Raw genomic sequence first — 16132 nt, 5'->3', positions numbered from 1 at the left:
AATGAGTGTGTTATATCCGTTAATTCAGGCGCTGGTGTTATTCGCCGCTGCGCCATTGCTGTCCGGCATTACCCGCGTGGCGCGTGCCCGGCTGCATAATCGTCGCGGTCCGGGGGTGTTGCAGGAGTACCGGGATATTATCAAACTGCTGGGTCGTCAGAGCGTTGCGCCTGCCGATTCCGGCTGGGTCTTTCGTCTGACGCCGTTTGTGATGGTGGGCGTCATGCTGACTATCGCTACCGCGCTGCCGGTGGTGACGATCGGTTCCCCGCTGCCGCAGCTGGGCGATCTGATCACCCTGATCTACCTTTTTGCGATTGCGCGCTTCTTCTTTTCCATCGCCGGTCTGGATACCGGTAGCCCGTTCACCGCTATCGGGGCGAGCCGTGAAGCCATGCTTGGCGTGCTGGTGGAGCCGATTCTGCTGCTGGGCCTGTGGGTCGCCGCGCAGGTCGCTGGCTCTACCCATATCAGCAATATCACCGACACCATTTACCACTGGCCTGTCGCCCGTAGCATTCCGTTGATTCTTGCGCTGTGCGCCTGTGCTTTCGCCACCTTTATCGAAATGGGCAAGCTACCGTTTGACCTGGCGGAAGCGGAGCAGGAGCTTCAGGAGGGACCGTTAACCGAATACAGCGGCAGCGGCTTTGCGGTGTTGAAGTGGGGGATCAGCCTGAAACAGCTGGTGGTATTACAGATGTTTGTTGGCGTATTCCTGCCCTGGGGGCAGATGGAAACCTTCAGCGTCGGTGGGCTGCTGCTGGCGCTGGTGATTGCCATTGTAAAACTGATCCTCGGCGTGCTGGCGATCGCCCTGTTTGAAAACAGCATGGCGCGCCTGCGTTTTTGCGCCACTTCACGCGTGACCTGGGCCGGTTTTGGGTTTGCGTTTTTAGCATTCGTCTCCTTGCTGGCGGCGTGATTTAAGAGAATTTAACAATGAAAGAAGAAAAACCAGGTCAACAATATCTCGCAGCGCTGCACCAGGCGTTTCCGGGCGTGGTGCTGGACGAAGCCTGGCAGACCAAAGATCAGCTAACCATCACCGTGAAGGTGAACTCTCTGCCGGAAGTGGTGGAGTTTCTCTACTACAAACAGGGGGGATGGCTCTCCGTGCTGTTTGGTAACGACGAACGCCAGCTGTGCGGGCATTACGCCGTTTACTATGTGCTGTCGATGGAGCAGGGGACGAAGTGCTGGGTAACGGTGCGTGTTGAAGTGGATCCGAACAAACCGGAATACCCGTCGGTGACGCCGCGTGTGCCGGCCGCCGTCTGGGGCGAACGTGAAGTGCGCGACATGTACGGTTTGATCCCGGTAGGTTTGCCGGATGAACGGCGTCTGGTGCTGCCGGATGACTGGCCGGACGAACTCTATCCGCTGCGTAAAGACAGCATGGATTATCGCCAGCGTCCGGCGCCGACCACCGATACCGAAACCTATGAATTCATCAACGAGCTGGGTGACAAGAAAAACAACGTGGTGCCGATTGGTCCGTTACACGTCACCTCTGATGAACCGGGGCATTTCCGCCTGTTTGTAGACGGTGAGAACATCATTGACGCGGATTATCGTCTCTTCTATGTCCATCGCGGTATGGAAAAACTGGCGGAAACCCGCATGGGCTACAACGAAGTCACCTTCCTGTCGGACCGCGTGTGCGGCATCTGCGGCTTTGCCCACAGTACCGCATATACCACCTCCGTCGAGAATGCGATGGGGATCGTGGTGCCGGAACGCGCACAAACGATCCGCGCCATTCTGCTGGAGGTGGAGCGCCTGCATTCACACCTGCTGAACCTCGGGCTGGCCTGCCACTTCACCGGTTTTGACTCCGGCTTTATGCAGTTCTTCCGGGTGCGTGAAACATCCATGAAGATGGCGGAGATCCTCACCGGGGCGCGCAAAACCTATGGCCTGAACCTGATCGGCGGGATTCGTCGCGATCTGCTGAAAGAGGACATGATCCAGACCCGGCAACTGGCGCAGCAGATGCGTCGCGACGTGCAGGAGCTGGTGGATATGCTGCTCAGCACGCCAAATATGGAGCAGCGCACCGTGGGGATTGGCCGTCTGGATCCGGAAATTGCCCGTGACTTCAGCAACGTTGGTCCGATGGTGCGCGCCAGCGGCCACGCCCGCGATACCCGTGCCGATCACCCGTTTGTCGGCTATGGCCTGCTGCCGATGGAAGTTCACAGCGAGCAGGGCTGCGATGTGATCTCCCGTCTGAAGGTGCGCATCAACGAAGTGTACACCTCGCTGAATATGATCGACTTCGGTCTGGACAATCTGCCTGGCGGCCCGCTGATGGTGGAAGGCTTTACCTATATTCCGCATCGCTTTGCGCTGGGCTTCTCGGAAGCGCCGCGTGGCGATGATATCCACTGGAGCATGACCGGTGACAACCAGAAGCTGTACCGCTGGCGCTGCCGTGCGGCGACCTACGCCAACTGGCCGACCCTGCGCTACATGCTGCGTGGCAATACGGTATCTGACGCGCCGCTGATTATTGGCAGTCTCGACCCTTGCTACTCCTGTACCGACCGCATGACCGTGGTGGACGTGCGTAAGAAAAAGAGCAAAGTCGTGCCGTACAAAGAACTTGAGCGCTACAGCATTGAGCGTAAAAACTCACCGCTGAAATAAGGAATCGCCATGTTTACCTTTATCAAAAAAGTCATCAAAACCGGCGCGCCGACTTCGTCTTACCCGCTGGAGCCGATTGCGGTTGATAAAAATTTCCGCGGTAAGCCGGAACATAATCCGCAGCAGTGCATTGGCTGCGCGGCCTGCGTGAATGCCTGCCCGTCGAATGCCCTGACGGTTGAAACACTGCTTGCCACCGGCGAGCTGGCCTGGCAGTTCAATCTGGGGCGCTGCATCTTCTGTGCTCGCTGCGAGGAGGTGTGCCCGACGGCGGCGATTAAGCTCTCTCAGGAGTATGAACTGGCGGTGTGGAAAAAAGAGGATTTCCTTCAGCAGTCACGCTTTGCGCTGTGCAACTGCCGGGTGTGCAATCGTCCTTTCGCGGTGCAGAAAGAGGTTGATTATGCCATTGCGCTGCTGAAGCACAACGGTGACAGCCGCGCGGAACATCACCGCGAAAGCTTTGAGACCTGCCCGGACTGCAAGCGTCAGAAATGCCTGGTGCCGTCCGACCGTATTGAACTGACTCGCCATATGAAAGAGGCCAGCTGATGAGCAATTTATTAGGCCCACGTGACGCTAACGGTATTCCGGTACCGATGACGGTGGATGAGTCCATCGCCAGCATGAAGGCGTCTTTACTGAAAAATATTAAGCGTTCGGCTTACGTCTACCGTGTGGACTGCGGCGGCTGCAACGGTTGTGAAATTGAAATTTTTGCTACTCTGTCCCCGTTGTTTGACGCTGAACGCTTCGGTATCAAAGTCGTACCGTCTCCGCGTCATGCGGATATTCTGCTGTTTACCGGGGCGGTGACCCGTGCGATGCGCTCTCCGGCGCTGCGCGCCTGGCAGTCCGCGCCGGATCCGAAGATTTGTATCTCTTATGGCGCCTGCGGCAACAGCGGTGGTATCTTTCACGATCTGTACTGCGTCTGGGGCGGGACTGACAAAATCGTACCGGTGGATGTCTACATTCCGGGATGCCCGCCAACGCCTGCGGCTACGCTGTATGGTTTTGCGATGGCGCTTGGCCTGCTGGAGCAGAAAATTCACGCTCGTGCACCCGGTGAACGGGACGACCAGCCGGCAGATATTTTGCATCCCGATATGGTACAGCCGCTGCGTGTGAAGGTGGACCGCGAAGCGCGGCGGCTGGCGGGTTATCGCTATGGTCGTCAGATCGCCGATAGTTACCTTAACCAACTGGGGCAGGGTGAACATCAGGTGGCGCGCTGGCTGGAGGCGGAAAACGATCCGCGTCTGACCGAAATCGTCACTCACCTTAACCATGTTGTTGAAGAGGCGCGTATCCGATGAGTGAAACGGTGGTGTTCAGTCAACTGAGCCGTAAGTTTATTGATGAGAACGATGCGACGCCCACCGAGGCCCAGCAGGTTGTCTATTACAGCCTGGCGATTGGTCATCACCTTGGGATCATCGACTGCCTCGAAGCGGCGCTGACCTGCCCGTGGGAAGAGTATCTGGCATGGATTTCGACGCTGGAAGAGGGAAGCGAGGCCAGGCGTAAAATGGAAGGCGTGCCGAAGTATGGTGAGATCGTCATTGATTTTAACCACGTGCAAATGCTGGCGCCCGCGTTTGACAACGCACGGGCGGTACAGACGCCGCAGCAGCAGGCATGGAGCAAGCTGATGCTCAGTATGCTGCATAATATTCATCAGGAAAGCGCCATTTATTTGATGGTCAGGAGACACCGTGACTGACGTTTTATTGTGTGTTGGCAACAGTATGATGGGCGACGACGGCGCGGGGCCGCTGCTGGCCCAAATGTGCGCGGAGCAGGCCAAAGGGAACTGGATTGTTATCGACGGCGGCAGCGCGCCGGAAAACGATATTGTGGCGATCCGCGAGCGGCACCCGGATCGACTGTTAATTGTCGATGCCACCGATATGGGACTTAATCCCGGTGAGATCCGCATTATCGATCCGGATGATATCGCCGAAATGTTTATGATGACCACCCACAACATGCCGCTCAATTTCCTGATTGACCAGCTGAAAGACGACGTCGGCGAGGTGATTTTCCTCGGGATTCAGCCGGATATCGTGGGCTTCTGTTATCCAATGACTCAGGCAATCAAGGAAGCGGTAGAAACCGTGTATCAGCGCCTGGAAGCGTGGCAGGGCCACGGTGGGTTCGCTGAATTAGAGGCGCCGGAAGCCTGAGCATCTGGCCCATCAGGCGCTAAGGGCACTTAATACCGGATGGTGTGCCGCATTACCACCATCCGGATAACGTCGACGCCATCGAAACAGACTATTCACCCGCTTGTTCAATAATTAATTTCCCCTGCGTAACCGACACTTTTACCGACGTGCCCGTTGGGAAACCTGCCTGTTCCAGCCAGTCTCCGTTCAGCGTGAGTGAAGCATGACGGCTTATACGGCGTGTAAAACCGGTCTTGCGATCTTCATGCCGTACTCTGACATAGCTGACTTTAAAATGACGTAAGGGTTTGTTGATAACCGCTTCGGCATTGCCATTCTCACCAGACATAAACACTCCCTTGTTACGAATAAAGCGATGGAAAACTACTGAATAAAATGCCAGTAAAAATGGGGGAGGGCAAACCCGAAACTGGAAGGCAGATCCAGAAAACAGAATGCAAATAATGCAAAAGAAAGAGAAGTCGATAACGACAGGGGGAATATTCTCTTCTCTGACTGAAACGGTAATTATATTATATTTCGGCGTTGTTCAGGGACGTTATATACTCCTCATTCTTCATGTTGCAGATAAGCTGGCTTTGTTACCCGACCTGTCCTTCGTCCTCGCCTTCCTGCAATTCGAATTATTTAGAGTATGAATATACGGAAAATTAATATAAAGGAGCTATTTATGCGTTCAGGTATTCGTTTGGTGAATTTAATTATTATTTCCTCTCTTCTTAGCGGGTGTGAGACGGCGGCTGATGCGTTCTTCTCTGCGGGAGACAGATTATTTCAACCGGGGGAGTCGTCAGCTGCGTCAATGCCAACCTTGTCCGTCGCTGATTTTGTCGCGCCCTATACCTTGAATCCCGTTAAGGCGAATAAGAATTATCTTGGTGAATGGGTGAAATTGCGGGGCGTTGTTGCTGATATTCGTAAAGTTAATGGTATTTCCAATGCTTATTCTTATCTTGTCAGCCTGAAAGACGAAAATAATAAAACGAACAAAGTGATTCAGTTCCAGTTTGGCTCCCATAATAGTACGAATGTTGAGTCATTACAGATTGGCCGGAGCGCGACAATTATTGGTCAGGTCCACGCGTTGGGCGAAGCGCCTTTGCCGGTGCTGCAAAATCCTAAAGTTGTGCAATAAAAATGATGACAGCCAGCGGGAATATATATTCTGAATAATACGTGTTGCCGGATGGCGGCGTCATCCGTCATCCGGCAACATTGTTATTCCAGATCGGTCCCGTTGCTCGCAATCACTTTCTTATACCACCAGAACGATTTTTTGCGTTTACGTGCCAGCGTGCCGTTACCCGCGTCGTCGCGATCAACGTATACAAAGCCGTAGCGTTTGCTCATTTCGCCGGTGGAAGCCGAAACCAGATCGATACAACCCCAGGTGGTGTAACCCATCAGCGGCACGCCATCTTCAATTGCGTCGGCCATGGCACGGATATGTTCCCGCAGATAGCTGATACGATAATCGTCATTGATCTCGCCGTTGCAATCTATCTCATCTTTTGCGCCAAGACCGTTTTCGACCAGAAACAGCGGTTTTTGATAGCGGTCATACATCATATTCATCGTGATGCGCAGACCGAGCGGGTCAATGCCCCAGCCCCATTCACTGACCTCAATGTGCGGATTGCGCAGCGATTTCACCACGTTGGCGGCACTGGTGTTATTGGCGTTCATATCCGCAGAGGCGCAGCGGGATGCGTAGTAGCTGAAAGAGACGAAATCAACGGTATTTTTCAGGATCGCGTCGTCTTCCGGGGCTTGCTCAATCACCACGCCCTTCTCACGAAACACGCGGGTAGAGTAGGCCGGATACGCGCCACGCGCCTGCACGTCGATAAAAAACAGGTTTTCGCGATCTTTCTCCAGCGCCGTCCAGACATCTTGCGGCTTACAGGAGTAAGGATAAAAATTACCGCCCGCCAGCATGCAGCCAACCTGGTTTTGCGGATCCACTTCATGGGCGATTTTTGTCGCCAGGGCGCTGGCGATCAGCTCATGATGCGCCGCCTGATATTTCACCTGATCCTGGTTTTCACCCTCTTCAAATACCAGACCCGCACCGGAGAAGGGGCTGTGCAGCATGATGTTGATTTCGTTGAAGGTGAGCCAGTATTTCACCAGACCATTAAAGGCTTCAAAGCAGGTGCGCGCATAGCGGGTGAAAAACTCCACCATTTTGCGGTTACGCCAGGAGCCATACTCCGTGACCAGATGCATCGGCACATCAAAGTGGCACAGCGTCACCAGTGGCTCGATACCGTGTTTTTTACACTCAGCAAACACGGCGCGATAAAACGCAATGCCGTCCTCGTCAGGTGTGAGTTCATCGCCGTTTGGGTAGAGACGGCTCCAGGCGATTGAGGTGCGAAAAACGGTAAATCCCATTTCTGCCATCAGGGCAATATCGTCTTTATAACGATGATAAAAATCGATCGCCTCATGGCTTGGGTAAAATTCGTCATTCCGCAGTTGAAAGCGTTTTTCCAGCCCCAGCTTTACCGGCATCCGGTGTTCACCGTGTGGGATCATATCGACAGTGGTCAATCCTTTGCCACCTTCCTGATACGCTCCTTCAGACTGGTTGGCGGCCAGTGCGCCGCCCCATAAAAATCCTTGCGGAAATACAGACATAGTCAACCTCTATTAATGCCAGTCAGACGCTGGCCCCATTTACCGTACCGGTTTGTGCTGCCTGATTTTTTCTGGCCTGTGCGGCGGCGTCTTCGACCGGAATATCTTCAAAGCCGAGGAGCAGCGTCAGAATAAATGACAGCACGACGGCCAGCGCCATGACGCCAAACACCCAGACGATGGTCATTGGATTTGCCGGATCGAAGAACTGTACGCTGGTAAACAAGCCGGGAGCCGCCATCGAGTGGCTGGCAAGACCCGCCATACCGGCGACCGCGCCGCAGATAAAGCCGCTGATAAGGCTGGCAATCAGCGGGCGTTTCAGGCGTATTGCCACCCCGTAGAGCGCAGGTTCTGAAATCCCCGCCATGATAGCCGAGGCCGCCGCGGCCAGTGCTGTCTGACGCAGTTCCGGATTTTTCGTTTTCCATGCCACCGCCAGCGATGAACCACCGAGCGACAGATTGGCACCGATTTCTGATGGCATCACCATGCCTTCTTTGCCGGTTTCGGCAATGGTCTGGATGATGGTTGGCGTAAAGACGCGGTGCATCCCGGTCATCACCAGCAGCGGCCACAGCGCACCCATGATGGCGACAGAAAGCCAGCCCAGATAGCCGTGGATGGTGTAAACCAGCGCAGAAATCGCGCTACCGATCCAGATCCCAATCGGCCCAATCAGCACAATGGCCAGCGGGGCGGCGATCAGGACGATCAGCATTGGCTTCAGGAAGTTCTTGGTGACCGCCGGGGTGATGCTGTCCACCCAGCGTTCGATATAAGAGAGGCACCAGGTCATGACCAGCGCCGGGATCACGGTATAAGTGTACTTCACCGCGGTGACCGGGATCAGCACGAACTCCACGTGCTCACCCTGCGCCGCTCTGGCCATCAGGTCGATAAAACCTGGATGAACCAGCACGCCCGCGATAGCAATGGCCAGCGACATATTGGTTTTGAATTTAATCGCGGCTGACGCGGCAACCATCAGCGGCAGGAAGAAAAATGCGCCATCGCCAATCACCGTCAGGATAGTTAACGTCGAAGAACCTTTCTCAAGCAGACCGGTCATCTCGAAGATCATCGCCAGCAGCTTCAGCATCGATCCACCGATAATCGCGGGGATCAGTGGTGACATTGTGCCGATCAGCGCATCAAGGATCCCTGCGCCAATTCGTTTTATCGTCAGCTTTGGCTTGCCAACAGGCTCTGCGGGCTGCATTTCGCCCGGTAGCAGGCTGACGACCTCGCGATATGCCTGCGAGACGGTATTGCCGACGATCACCTGGCACTGGTTGTCATTACGAACCACGCCAAGCACGCCGCTAATGGTTTTCAGCGTGGCGCTGTCCACCAGAGAATCGTCTTTGATAACGAAACGCAGACGCGTCATGCAGTGAGTGACTGCGATGATATTGTCGACGCCGCCCAGAGCCGTCACTACGGAGCGCGCCAGCGCTGCATAATTCTTGGACATAGGATTTTTATCCTGTTTTATTTGTAAGGTACGTTTTATTTTTCCATCCGGTTAGTGTGCATTCCGGGGATGATGAAAGCATATGAGAAACCGGTTCCACAAAATCATGAATAGTTTGTTATTTAATGGCAAGATAAAAATTAATATTTTTTAATAAATGTGATTTCAGTCACTTGTGATTTTCAGGGCTGAATGACCATCAGGGACAATGACGAAACGGTGCAGTACACTGCGCTTCATTAAGCGTAAATGGATGAGTAATATGACGACGATGCTGGAGGTGGCAAAGCGTGCCGGAGTGTCGAAAGCAACGGTTTCCCGGGTGCTTTCTGGTAACGGTTACGTCAGCCAGGAGACCAAAGACCGGGTGTTTCAGGCGATCGAGGAGAGTGGTTATCGCCCCAATTTGCTGGCGCGCAACCTGGCGGCAAAGAGCACCCAGACGCTGGGACTGGTGGTGACCAATACCCTTTATTATGGCGTCTATTTTAGCGAGCTGTTATTTCATACTGCGCGGATGGCGGAAGACAAAGGACGGCAGCTATTGCTGGCGGATGGTAAGCACAGCGCGCAAGAGGAACGTGAGGCAATTCAGTATCTGCTGGATTTACGCTGTGACGCTATTATGATCTACCCGCGCTTTCTCAGCGTTGATGAGATAGACGACATTATCGACACGCATCCCCAGCCGATTATGGTGCTGAACCGTCGACTCCGTAAAAACAGCAGCCATAGCGTCTGGTGCGATCATAAACAGACCAGCTTCAACGCGGTGGCGGAGCTTATCGCCAAAGGGCATCGGGAGATTGCTTTCATTACCGGTTCGATGGATTCTCCGACCGGGGTTGAGCGTCTCTCTGGCTACAAAGATGCGCTGGTACATCACGGTATCCCACTCAATAGTGAGCGGATTGTGAACGGTAAGTGGACGCCAGCCAGCGGCGCAGAAGGGGTCGGGACGTTGCTTTCACGCGGCGTTAACTTCACGGCGCTGGTGGCCAGTAACGACGATATGGCGATTGGGGCAATGAAGCAGCTGCACGAGCGCAAAATTGCCGTGCCTGAGCAGGTTTCTGTTATTGGCTTTGATGATATCGCGATGGCGCCTTACACCATTCCGGCACTTTCCAGCGTTAAAATTCCGGTGACGGAAATGATCCAGGAGACGATTGGTCGACTCATTTTCATGCTCGATAGTGGCGCGTACACCCCGGCGAAAAATTTCACCGGCACGCTTATCTTCCGGGATTCCGTTGTACCGCCATCGCCACGCTAAGGTTGTCATTTGTCATCGTCACTAGTGACGATGACACCTTCTCACGGCATTATTTAAAATCAAAGTGTTTAAATAACAATGCATTAAAAACTGGCATGATTTATGAATACGTCGGTACATCATCCGTCATTGCTGGAGAATTTGATGAACCGTTTCATCATTGCAGACGCCAATAAATGCATTGGTTGCCGTACCTGTGAAGTGGCCTGCGTGGTATCCCATCAGGAAAACCAGGACTGCGCGTCACTGACCCCTGAAACCTTTTTACCGCGTATCCATGTGATTAAAGGTGTTAACGTCTCCACCGCCACGTTGTGCCGCCAGTGCGAAGACGCACCTTGCGCGAACGTCTGCCCGAACGGTGCCATCAGCCGTGATAAAGGCTTTGTCCATGTCATGCAGGAGCGCTGTATTGGCTGTAAAACCTGCGTCGTGGCATGTCCTTACGGTGCGATGGAGGTCGTTGTGCGTCCGGTTGTGCGTAACAGCGGTGCCGGGCTGAACGTGCGTGCGGAAAAAGCGGAAGCAAATAAGTGCGACCTGTGCCACCACCGCGAAGCGGGTCCGGCCTGCATGGAAGCCTGCCCGACTCACGCCCTGATTTGTGTTGATCGCAACACGCTCGAGCAGCTCAGTGCGCAAAAACGTCGCCGTGCGGCGCTGGATCCGACGGCGTCTTTGCTTTTCTGATCTCTGAAAATCCGCGTAAAATGGCTCCGTTCATTATGCCTGATGGCGGCTTTGCCTTATCGGGCCGGTGAGGACAGACAGCGCAGGCCGGATAAGCGAAGCCGCTATCCGGCAATCGAACGTTTCAGGGAAACATGACCGCGGGAATTCATCATGGCAATAAACAACCACTCCGGCGTACAGCTTCGCATCCGCGGTAAGGTGCAGGGCGTTGGTTTTCGTCCTTTTGTCTGGCAGCTGGCGCAGCAGCTTGGGCTGCATGGCGATGTGTGTAATGACGGTGACGGTGTGGTGGTGAGGTTGCTGGAAGAACCGGCGGAATTTATTGCCGAACTGCATCTGCGCTGCCCGCCGCTGGCGCGTATCGACAGCGTTGAAGGCGAATCGTTTGTGTGGGCGCAACCGCCTGCTGATTTCGTCATTCGTCAGAGCGCTGGCGGCACGATGAATACGCAAATCGTTCCCGATGCGGCGACCTGTCCCGCCTGCCTGGTCGAGATGAATACGCCTGGCGAGCGGCGCTATCGTTATCCCTTCATCAATTGTACCCACTGCGGTCCGCGCTTCACTATTATTCGCGCCATGCCTTACGACCGTCCGTTTACGGTGATGGCGTCTTTTCCGCTTTGTCCGCAATGTGATAAAGAGTATCGGGATCCGTATGACCGGCGTTTCCACGCTCAGCCTGTCGCCTGCCCGGCGTGTGGTCCGCACCTGGAATGGCTGAGTGCGGATACAAAGGCAGAAAAAGAGGCGGCGCTACAGGCGGCGGTTGCGTTACTGAAAGAGGGCGGCATTGCCGCGGTCAAAGGTATCGGCGGATTTCATCTGGTCTGCGATGCGCGCAACGGTGACGCCGTGGCTCTCCTGCGCGCGCGTAAGCGTCGTCCGGCGAAACCGCTGGCGGTCATGTTGCCTGACGCAGAAGCGTTGCCGGAAGCGGCACGTCGGTTACTGACCACGCCCGCGGCACCGATCGTGCTGGTTGATAAACGGTATGTTGCCTCCCTGTGCGAGGGCATTGCGCCAGGGCTTACGGAGGTCGGCGTGATGCTGCCCGCAAATCCATTGCAGCATCTGTTGTTACAGGCCATGAACTGCCCGCTGGTGATGACCTCCGGCAATCTTAGCGGCAAACCGCCGGCGATCGGCAACGAACAGGCGCTGGCAGATTTGCGGGATATTGCAGACGGTTATCTGTTACATAACCGCGATATTGTGCAGCGCATGGACGATTCCGTGGTGCGGGCCAGCGGGGAGATGCTGCGTCGTTCGCGGGGCTATGTGCCGGATGCCCTGGCGCTGCCGCCGGGTTTTCAGAATGTGCCTCCAGTGCTGTGTCTGGGGGCCGATCTCAAAAATACCTTCTGTCTGGTACGCGGTGAGCAGGCGGTGATGGGTCAACATCTGGGCGATCTCAGTGATGACGGCATTCAGGCTCAGTGGCGGGACGCGCTGCGGCTGACCCAGAATATTTATGATTTTACGCCACAACGCATTGTCTGTGACGCGCATCCGGGATACGTCTCCAGCCAGTGGGCGGGTGAAATGGATTTGCCGACGGACAGGGTGCTGCATCACCATGCTCACGCGGCGGCGTGCCTGGCTGAACATGGCTGGCCCTTGAACGGAGGGGATGTTCTTGCCCTGACGCTGGACGGCATTGGCATGGGCGAGGACGGTGCGCTGTGGGGCGGGGAGTGCCTGCGGGTCAACTATCGTGAATGCGAGCATCTCGGTGGCTTACCCGCCGTGGCGCTTCCGGGGGGCGATCTCGCCGCAAAACAGCCGTGGCGTAACTGGCTGGCGCAGTGTATGCGCTTTGTCCCCGACTGGCAGCAGTATCCGGAAACGGCGGTGCTGCAAAGGCAAAACTGGCGCGTCCTGGCGCGTGCTATTGAGCGCGGAATCAACGCGCCGTTAGCCTCGTCATGTGGGCGTTTGTTTGATGCCGTCGCGGCGGCGCTGGATTGCGCGCCAGTTTCGCTCAGTTACGAAGGGGAGGCCGCCTGTGCGCTGGAGGCGCTGGCCTCGCGATGCGCGGGCGTTGAGCATCCGGTCACATTGCCGCTTAACGCCAGCCAGCTCGATTTAGCCGTTTTCTGGCAGCAGTGGCTGAACTGGCAGGCCACACCAGCCCAAAGGGCGTGGGCCTTCCACGACGCGCTTGCGCAAGGGTTTGCGGCTCTGATGCGTGAACAGGCTGCCATGTTAAATATTACGACGCTGGTGTTCAGCGGTGGAGTGATGCACAACCGGTTACTGTCGGCACGTCTGGCCTTTTATCTTGCTGATTTTAAACTTCTGTTTCCACATCAGCTACCGGCGGGGGATGGCGGCCTGTCTCTGGGGCAGGGCGTGATTGCCGCGGCGCGCTGGCTGGGTGATGCCTGAGCGCACGGCTTATCCGGCCTGCCGAGAGTTTCTGAGCTGGCCGGAGCGGTCGTGGCCGTTATCCGGCACGCTGTCATCTACACGGGGAGCGTTTTCAGCAGGGCGAAAGCCTCCTTCATGCGATTTTCACTCACCACGAAGGCGCACAGTTGGCCTTCGGCGTTTATGCCTTTGGCAACCATCCCGTCGGATTCTGTGACGATGTGCCAGCTCAGATCCCGACGCTGGGTTTCCCCTGCCAGATGTAACGGCAGTTCCGGCGTTTTAATTTTTACGAGCATGGCGGGGAGTTTCAGCGGCACGTTGCCGCCGAGCAGATTTTTCGCCAGGTACATTGCGCTGAGCTGAATCGGTTGCAGGAAGGGCAGTACCTGGCCGTTGATTTCCGCACAGTCGCCGAGGGCGCAGATATCCGGGTTGCGGGTTTGCAGATAGCTGTCGACACAGACGCCGCGATTGATGGTCAACCCGGCGCGGCGCGCCAGCGCGGTTTCCGGACGCAGCCCGGTGGCGGCAATCACGGCATCCACCTCAATGGTGCGCTGCCGATCCAGCGTGGCGCGGATGCCGGATTCGGTTTTCTCCAGCCCCTGAAGCTGTGATTTCAGTAACAGATGCACGCCGCTGTCGGTCAGTCGATGCTGTAAGCGGCTGCTCACTTCCGGCGGCATGAGTGACGCCAGAATACTGGCGGCGTTGTCGATCAGCGTAACCGCTTTACCGGTCCGGCAAAAATCCATCGCCAGTTCGCTTCCAGCCAGGCCGCCGCCAATAATCAGCACCCGCTGTGCGTCTCGCACCTGCGTTTCACAGGCCCGATACTCCTGCTGACTGTTCAGAGTAAGCATTAACTCACGTCCGGGAACCGGTGGCACAAAGGCCGATGCGCCCGTTGCGAGCACCAGTTTGTCATACTGCCACTGCTTGTCCCGGCTTTTCACCACGTGGGCATCGGCATCAATATCGGTAATGCGGGTGTGCGGGAACAGGCGCAGATTGAACTGTTCGGCAAAGTCACCTGCTGGCTGACGGGTGAGATCGTCAGCGCGTTGCGCCTGGCTGATAACGTGGCTGAGATCGGGTTTGTTGTATTCATCCATACTGTCAGCGGCTATCAGGGTTAACGGCACATTCGCATCTTGTTTACGGATATTTTTGACCAACTGGCGGGCGGCAAAGCCCGATCCGATAATGATGATTCCCCGGCTCATTTTGCCTCCGTTGCCAGCACGTCGAACACGTCTTTACCTAATGAACATTCAGGACACAGGAAATTATCCGGCACGTCGCTCCACGGCGTGCCGGGGACAACATCCTGCAATGGTTCACCTTTGGCGGGATCGTAAATCCACTGGCAAACGCTGCACTGCATACGGGGGCCGGGGTCGGCTGCGGTCGCCGCAGGGCAGGCGCATTCTTCCTCTTTCGCCGCTGCTTTTACGCGGGGTTCAGGCAGCGGAGCGAGCGCCCACTCACGCGCAATTTCGCGACCGTGCTGACGGCAAACTTCCAGCGCGTCAAGATCCGGACGCCATTTGGCCTTCAGGCTTAGCGACATCCCGAAACCGGCATCCTGCAAACGGGTGGAGAGACGGTCTACCGCGCCGCCGCTCCAGCCGTGGGAACCGAAGGCGCTGGCGCGTTTGTTACGAAAGCGCAGGCCGGTCATCTCTTCAACCAGACCGGCGATTTTTGGCATCATCACGTTGTTCATGGTCGAGGTGCCCACCAGCACGCCCTTAGAACGGAAGACGTTGGTCAGAATTTCGTTCTTATCGCTGCGGGCGACGTTAAAGATTTTCACCGCCACGTTCGGGTCAACTTCATTGATGCCCTGCGCAATGGCGTCCGCCATCATGCGGGTATTGTTGGACATGGTGTCGTAGAACAGGGTGATGCGATCCTCCTGGTAATCCGCCGCCCATTTCAGATACAGCTCAACGATTTGCGTTGGGTTATCACGCCATACCACACCGTGCGAGGTGGCAATCATATCCACCGGCAGGTTGAAGCCAAGGATTTCGGTGATTTTTGGCGTGACCAGACGGCTGAAGGGGGTCAGGATGTTGGCGTAGTAACGCTGGCACTGCTCGAACAGCTCAGTCTGATCCACCTCGTCATTGAACAGGTGTTCGTCGCAGTAGTGCTGGCCGAAAGCATCGTTACTGAACAGCACCGCGTCGCCGGTCATGTAGGTCATCATGCTGTCAGGCCAGTGCAGCATGGGGGTTTCAACGAAGATCAGCTGTTTGCCGTTACCGATATCCAGCGAGTCACCGGTTTTCACGGTGTGGAAGTTCCACTCCGGATGGTGGTGGTGGCCGTTGACAGAGTCGATGGCGTTGGTGGTGCAATAAATGGGCGTGTTCGGAATACAAGACATCAGCTCGCTCAGGGCACCGGCGTGGTCTTCTTCCGCGTGGTTGATAATGATGTAGTCGATAGCGTCCAGATCGATTTCGCTACGCAGGTTTTGCACGAACTCACGGCTGAATTTATGATCGACGGTATCGATCAGCACGTTTTTACCTTCGCGGATGAGATAGCTGTTGTAGCTGCTGCCGCGCAGCGTTTTGTATTCGGTGCCGTGGAAATCACGCACTTCCCAGTCACGTTGACCAACCCAATGAATGTTATTTTTAACCAGAATAGACATAGCAACCTCAATTTGTTCAGCGTTTTCCAAAAAGTTGTATTGTGGATTGCAGGTTGCGTGCCAGTTTTTTATTTTGTTATTTTTCAATGAATTAAAATCATATGCTTATTAAGTGGTAGTCAAAATGACTATCCCTGATGCTGTCAATATGA

Annotated in this window: 15 protein-coding genes; 10 read left to right on the top strand and 5 right to left on the bottom strand. The window is 55.4% G+C overall.

Annotated elements, in window-relative coordinates; all coding sequences use genetic code 11:
- Position 1: 1 nt before the first annotated feature.
- The 6 genes from C3432_RS13395 to hycI are packed head-to-tail and all read left to right on the top strand — an operon-like array spanning position 2 to position 4841.
- Positions 2–925 (top strand): respiratory chain complex I subunit 1 family protein, encoded by a 924-nt coding sequence (locus C3432_RS13395; protein WP_103777112.1) that lies wholly within the window; start codon positions 2–4, stop codon positions 923–925.
- A gap of 17 nt (positions 926–942) precedes the next feature.
- Positions 943–2652 (top strand): formate hydrogenlyase subunit HycE, encoded by a 1710-nt coding sequence (gene hycE / locus C3432_RS13390; RefSeq protein WP_103777111.1) that lies wholly within the window; start codon positions 943–945, stop codon positions 2650–2652.
- Between the two features lie 9 nt (positions 2653–2661).
- The gene (gene hycF, locus C3432_RS13385; protein ID WP_103777110.1) at positions 2662–3204 is read left to right on the top strand and encodes a formate hydrogenlyase subunit HycF; all 543 of its coding nucleotides are present in this window, start codon (positions 2662–2664) and stop codon (positions 3202–3204) included.
- On the top strand, positions 3204–3971 hold the full coding sequence (gene hycG, locus C3432_RS13380; RefSeq protein ID WP_103777109.1) for a formate hydrogenlyase subunit HycG: 768 nt from the start codon (positions 3204–3206) through the stop codon (positions 3969–3971). Before hycF ends, hycG begins: the two co-directional genes overlap by 1 nt.
- Positions 3968–4378 (top strand): formate hydrogenlyase maturation HycH family protein, encoded by a 411-nt coding sequence (locus tag C3432_RS13375; RefSeq protein ID WP_103777108.1) that lies wholly within the window; start codon positions 3968–3970, stop codon positions 4376–4378. The genes hycG and C3432_RS13375 overlap by 4 nt, the downstream gene beginning before the upstream one ends.
- Positions 4371–4841: a hydrogenase maturation peptidase HycI gene (gene hycI / locus C3432_RS13370; protein WP_103777107.1), complete on the top strand. Its 471-nt coding sequence runs from the start codon at positions 4371–4373 to the stop codon at positions 4839–4841. The genes C3432_RS13375 and hycI overlap by 8 nt, the downstream gene beginning before the upstream one ends.
- Before the next feature lie 91 nt (positions 4842–4932).
- Here hycI and C3432_RS13365 read toward each other — a convergent pair whose 3' ends face one another.
- Entirely contained in the window at positions 4933–5172 is a 240-nt protein-coding gene (locus C3432_RS13365; protein WP_103777106.1) for a SymE family type I addiction module toxin, read from the bottom strand.
- Positions 5173–5514: 342 nt separating this feature from the next.
- On the opposite strand from C3432_RS13365, the gene C3432_RS13355 reads away from it, so the two are divergent.
- Positions 5515–5979 (top strand): OB-fold putative lipoprotein, encoded by a 465-nt coding sequence (locus C3432_RS13355; protein WP_103777104.1) that lies wholly within the window; start codon positions 5515–5517, stop codon positions 5977–5979.
- A gap of 83 nt (positions 5980–6062) precedes the next feature.
- Here C3432_RS13355 and C3432_RS13350 read toward each other — a convergent pair whose 3' ends face one another.
- Positions 6063–7487 (bottom strand): 6-phospho-beta-glucosidase, encoded by a 1425-nt coding sequence (locus tag C3432_RS13350; RefSeq protein WP_103777103.1) that lies wholly within the window; start codon positions 7485–7487, stop codon positions 6063–6065.
- A 22-nt stretch (positions 7488–7509) separates the two neighbouring features.
- Positions 7510–8964: a PTS cellobiose/arbutin/salicin transporter subunit IIBC gene (ascF, locus tag C3432_RS13345; RefSeq protein WP_103777102.1), complete on the bottom strand. Its 1455-nt coding sequence runs from the start codon at positions 8962–8964 to the stop codon at positions 7510–7512.
- A gap of 262 nt (positions 8965–9226) precedes the next feature.
- On the opposite strand from ascF, the gene C3432_RS13340 reads away from it, so the two are divergent.
- From C3432_RS13340 to hypF, 3 genes are all read left to right on the top strand, one after another.
- Complete coding sequence (locus tag C3432_RS13340; protein ID WP_103777101.1) at positions 9227–10240, top strand: LacI family DNA-binding transcriptional regulator; 1014 nt, start codon at positions 9227–9229, stop codon at positions 10238–10240.
- A gap of 144 nt (positions 10241–10384) precedes the next feature.
- Positions 10385–10930, top strand: a complete 546-nt coding sequence (hydN, locus tag C3432_RS13335) for an electron transport protein HydN (RefSeq protein ID WP_103777100.1) — start codon at positions 10385–10387, stop codon at positions 10928–10930.
- Positions 10931–11083: 153 nt separating this feature from the next.
- The gene (gene hypF / locus C3432_RS13330) at positions 11084–13324 is read left to right on the top strand and encodes a carbamoyltransferase HypF (protein WP_103777099.1); all 2241 of its coding nucleotides are present in this window, start codon (positions 11084–11086) and stop codon (positions 13322–13324) included.
- A gap of 77 nt (positions 13325–13401) precedes the next feature.
- Here the strand turns inward: hypF and norW are convergent, their stop codons facing one another.
- Entirely contained in the window at positions 13402–14535 is a 1134-nt protein-coding gene (norW, locus tag C3432_RS13325) for an NADH:flavorubredoxin reductase NorW (RefSeq protein WP_103777098.1), read from the bottom strand.
- The gene (gene norV / locus C3432_RS13320) at positions 14532–15980 is read right to left on the bottom strand and encodes an anaerobic nitric oxide reductase flavorubredoxin (protein ID WP_103777861.1); all 1449 of its coding nucleotides are present in this window, start codon (positions 15978–15980) and stop codon (positions 14532–14534) included. The genes norW and norV overlap by 4 nt, the downstream gene beginning before the upstream one ends.
- Positions 15981–16132 lie beyond the last annotated feature (152 nt).

It is taken from the genome of Citrobacter amalonaticus, assembly GCF_002918555.1.
Classification (GTDB): Bacteria; Pseudomonadota; Gammaproteobacteria; order Enterobacterales; family Enterobacteriaceae; genus Citrobacter_C; species Citrobacter_C amalonaticus_A.
Note: the sequence above shows the minus strand (reverse complement) of the source record. Positions and strands in the feature narration are given on the sequence as shown.

Bases quoted from the DNA above. Each gene is read 5' to 3' on its own strand.
- C3432_RS13395 (WP_103777112.1), top strand. From the start codon at position 2: ATGAGTGTGTTATATCCGTTAATTCAGGCGCTGGTGTTATTCGCCGCT.
- hycE (WP_103777111.1), top strand. From the start codon at position 943: ATGAAAGAAGAAAAACCAGGTCAACAATATCTCGCAGCGCTGCACCAG.
- hycF (WP_103777110.1), top strand. From the start codon at position 2,662: ATGTTTACCTTTATCAAAAAAGTCATCAAAACCGGCGCGCCGACTTCG.
- hycG (WP_103777109.1), top strand. From the start codon at position 3,204: ATGAGCAATTTATTAGGCCCACGTGACGCTAACGGTATTCCGGTACCG.
- C3432_RS13375 (WP_103777108.1), top strand. From the start codon at position 3,968: ATGAGTGAAACGGTGGTGTTCAGTCAACTGAGCCGTAAGTTTATTGAT.
- C3432_RS13365 (WP_103777106.1), bottom strand. From the start codon at position 5,172: ATGTCTGGTGAGAATGGCAATGCCGAAGCGGTTATCAACAAACCCTTA.
- C3432_RS13355 (WP_103777104.1), top strand. From the start codon at position 5,515: ATGCGTTCAGGTATTCGTTTGGTGAATTTAATTATTATTTCCTCTCTT.
- C3432_RS13350 (WP_103777103.1), bottom strand. From the start codon at position 7,487: ATGTCTGTATTTCCGCAAGGATTTTTATGGGGCGGCGCACTGGCCGCC.
- ascF (WP_103777102.1), bottom strand. From the start codon at position 8,964: ATGTCCAAGAATTATGCAGCGCTGGCGCGCTCCGTAGTGACGGCTCTG.
- C3432_RS13340 (WP_103777101.1), top strand. From the start codon at position 9,227: ATGACGACGATGCTGGAGGTGGCAAAGCGTGCCGGAGTGTCGAAAGCA.
- hydN (WP_103777100.1), top strand. From the start codon at position 10,385: ATGAACCGTTTCATCATTGCAGACGCCAATAAATGCATTGGTTGCCGT.
- hypF (WP_103777099.1), top strand. From the start codon at position 11,084: ATGGCAATAAACAACCACTCCGGCGTACAGCTTCGCATCCGCGGTAAG.
- norW (WP_103777098.1), bottom strand. From the start codon at position 14,535: ATGAGCCGGGGAATCATCATTATCGGATCGGGCTTTGCCGCCCGCCAG.
- norV (WP_103777861.1), bottom strand. From the start codon at position 15,980: ATGTCTATTCTGGTTAAAAATAACATTCATTGGGTTGGTCAACGTGAC.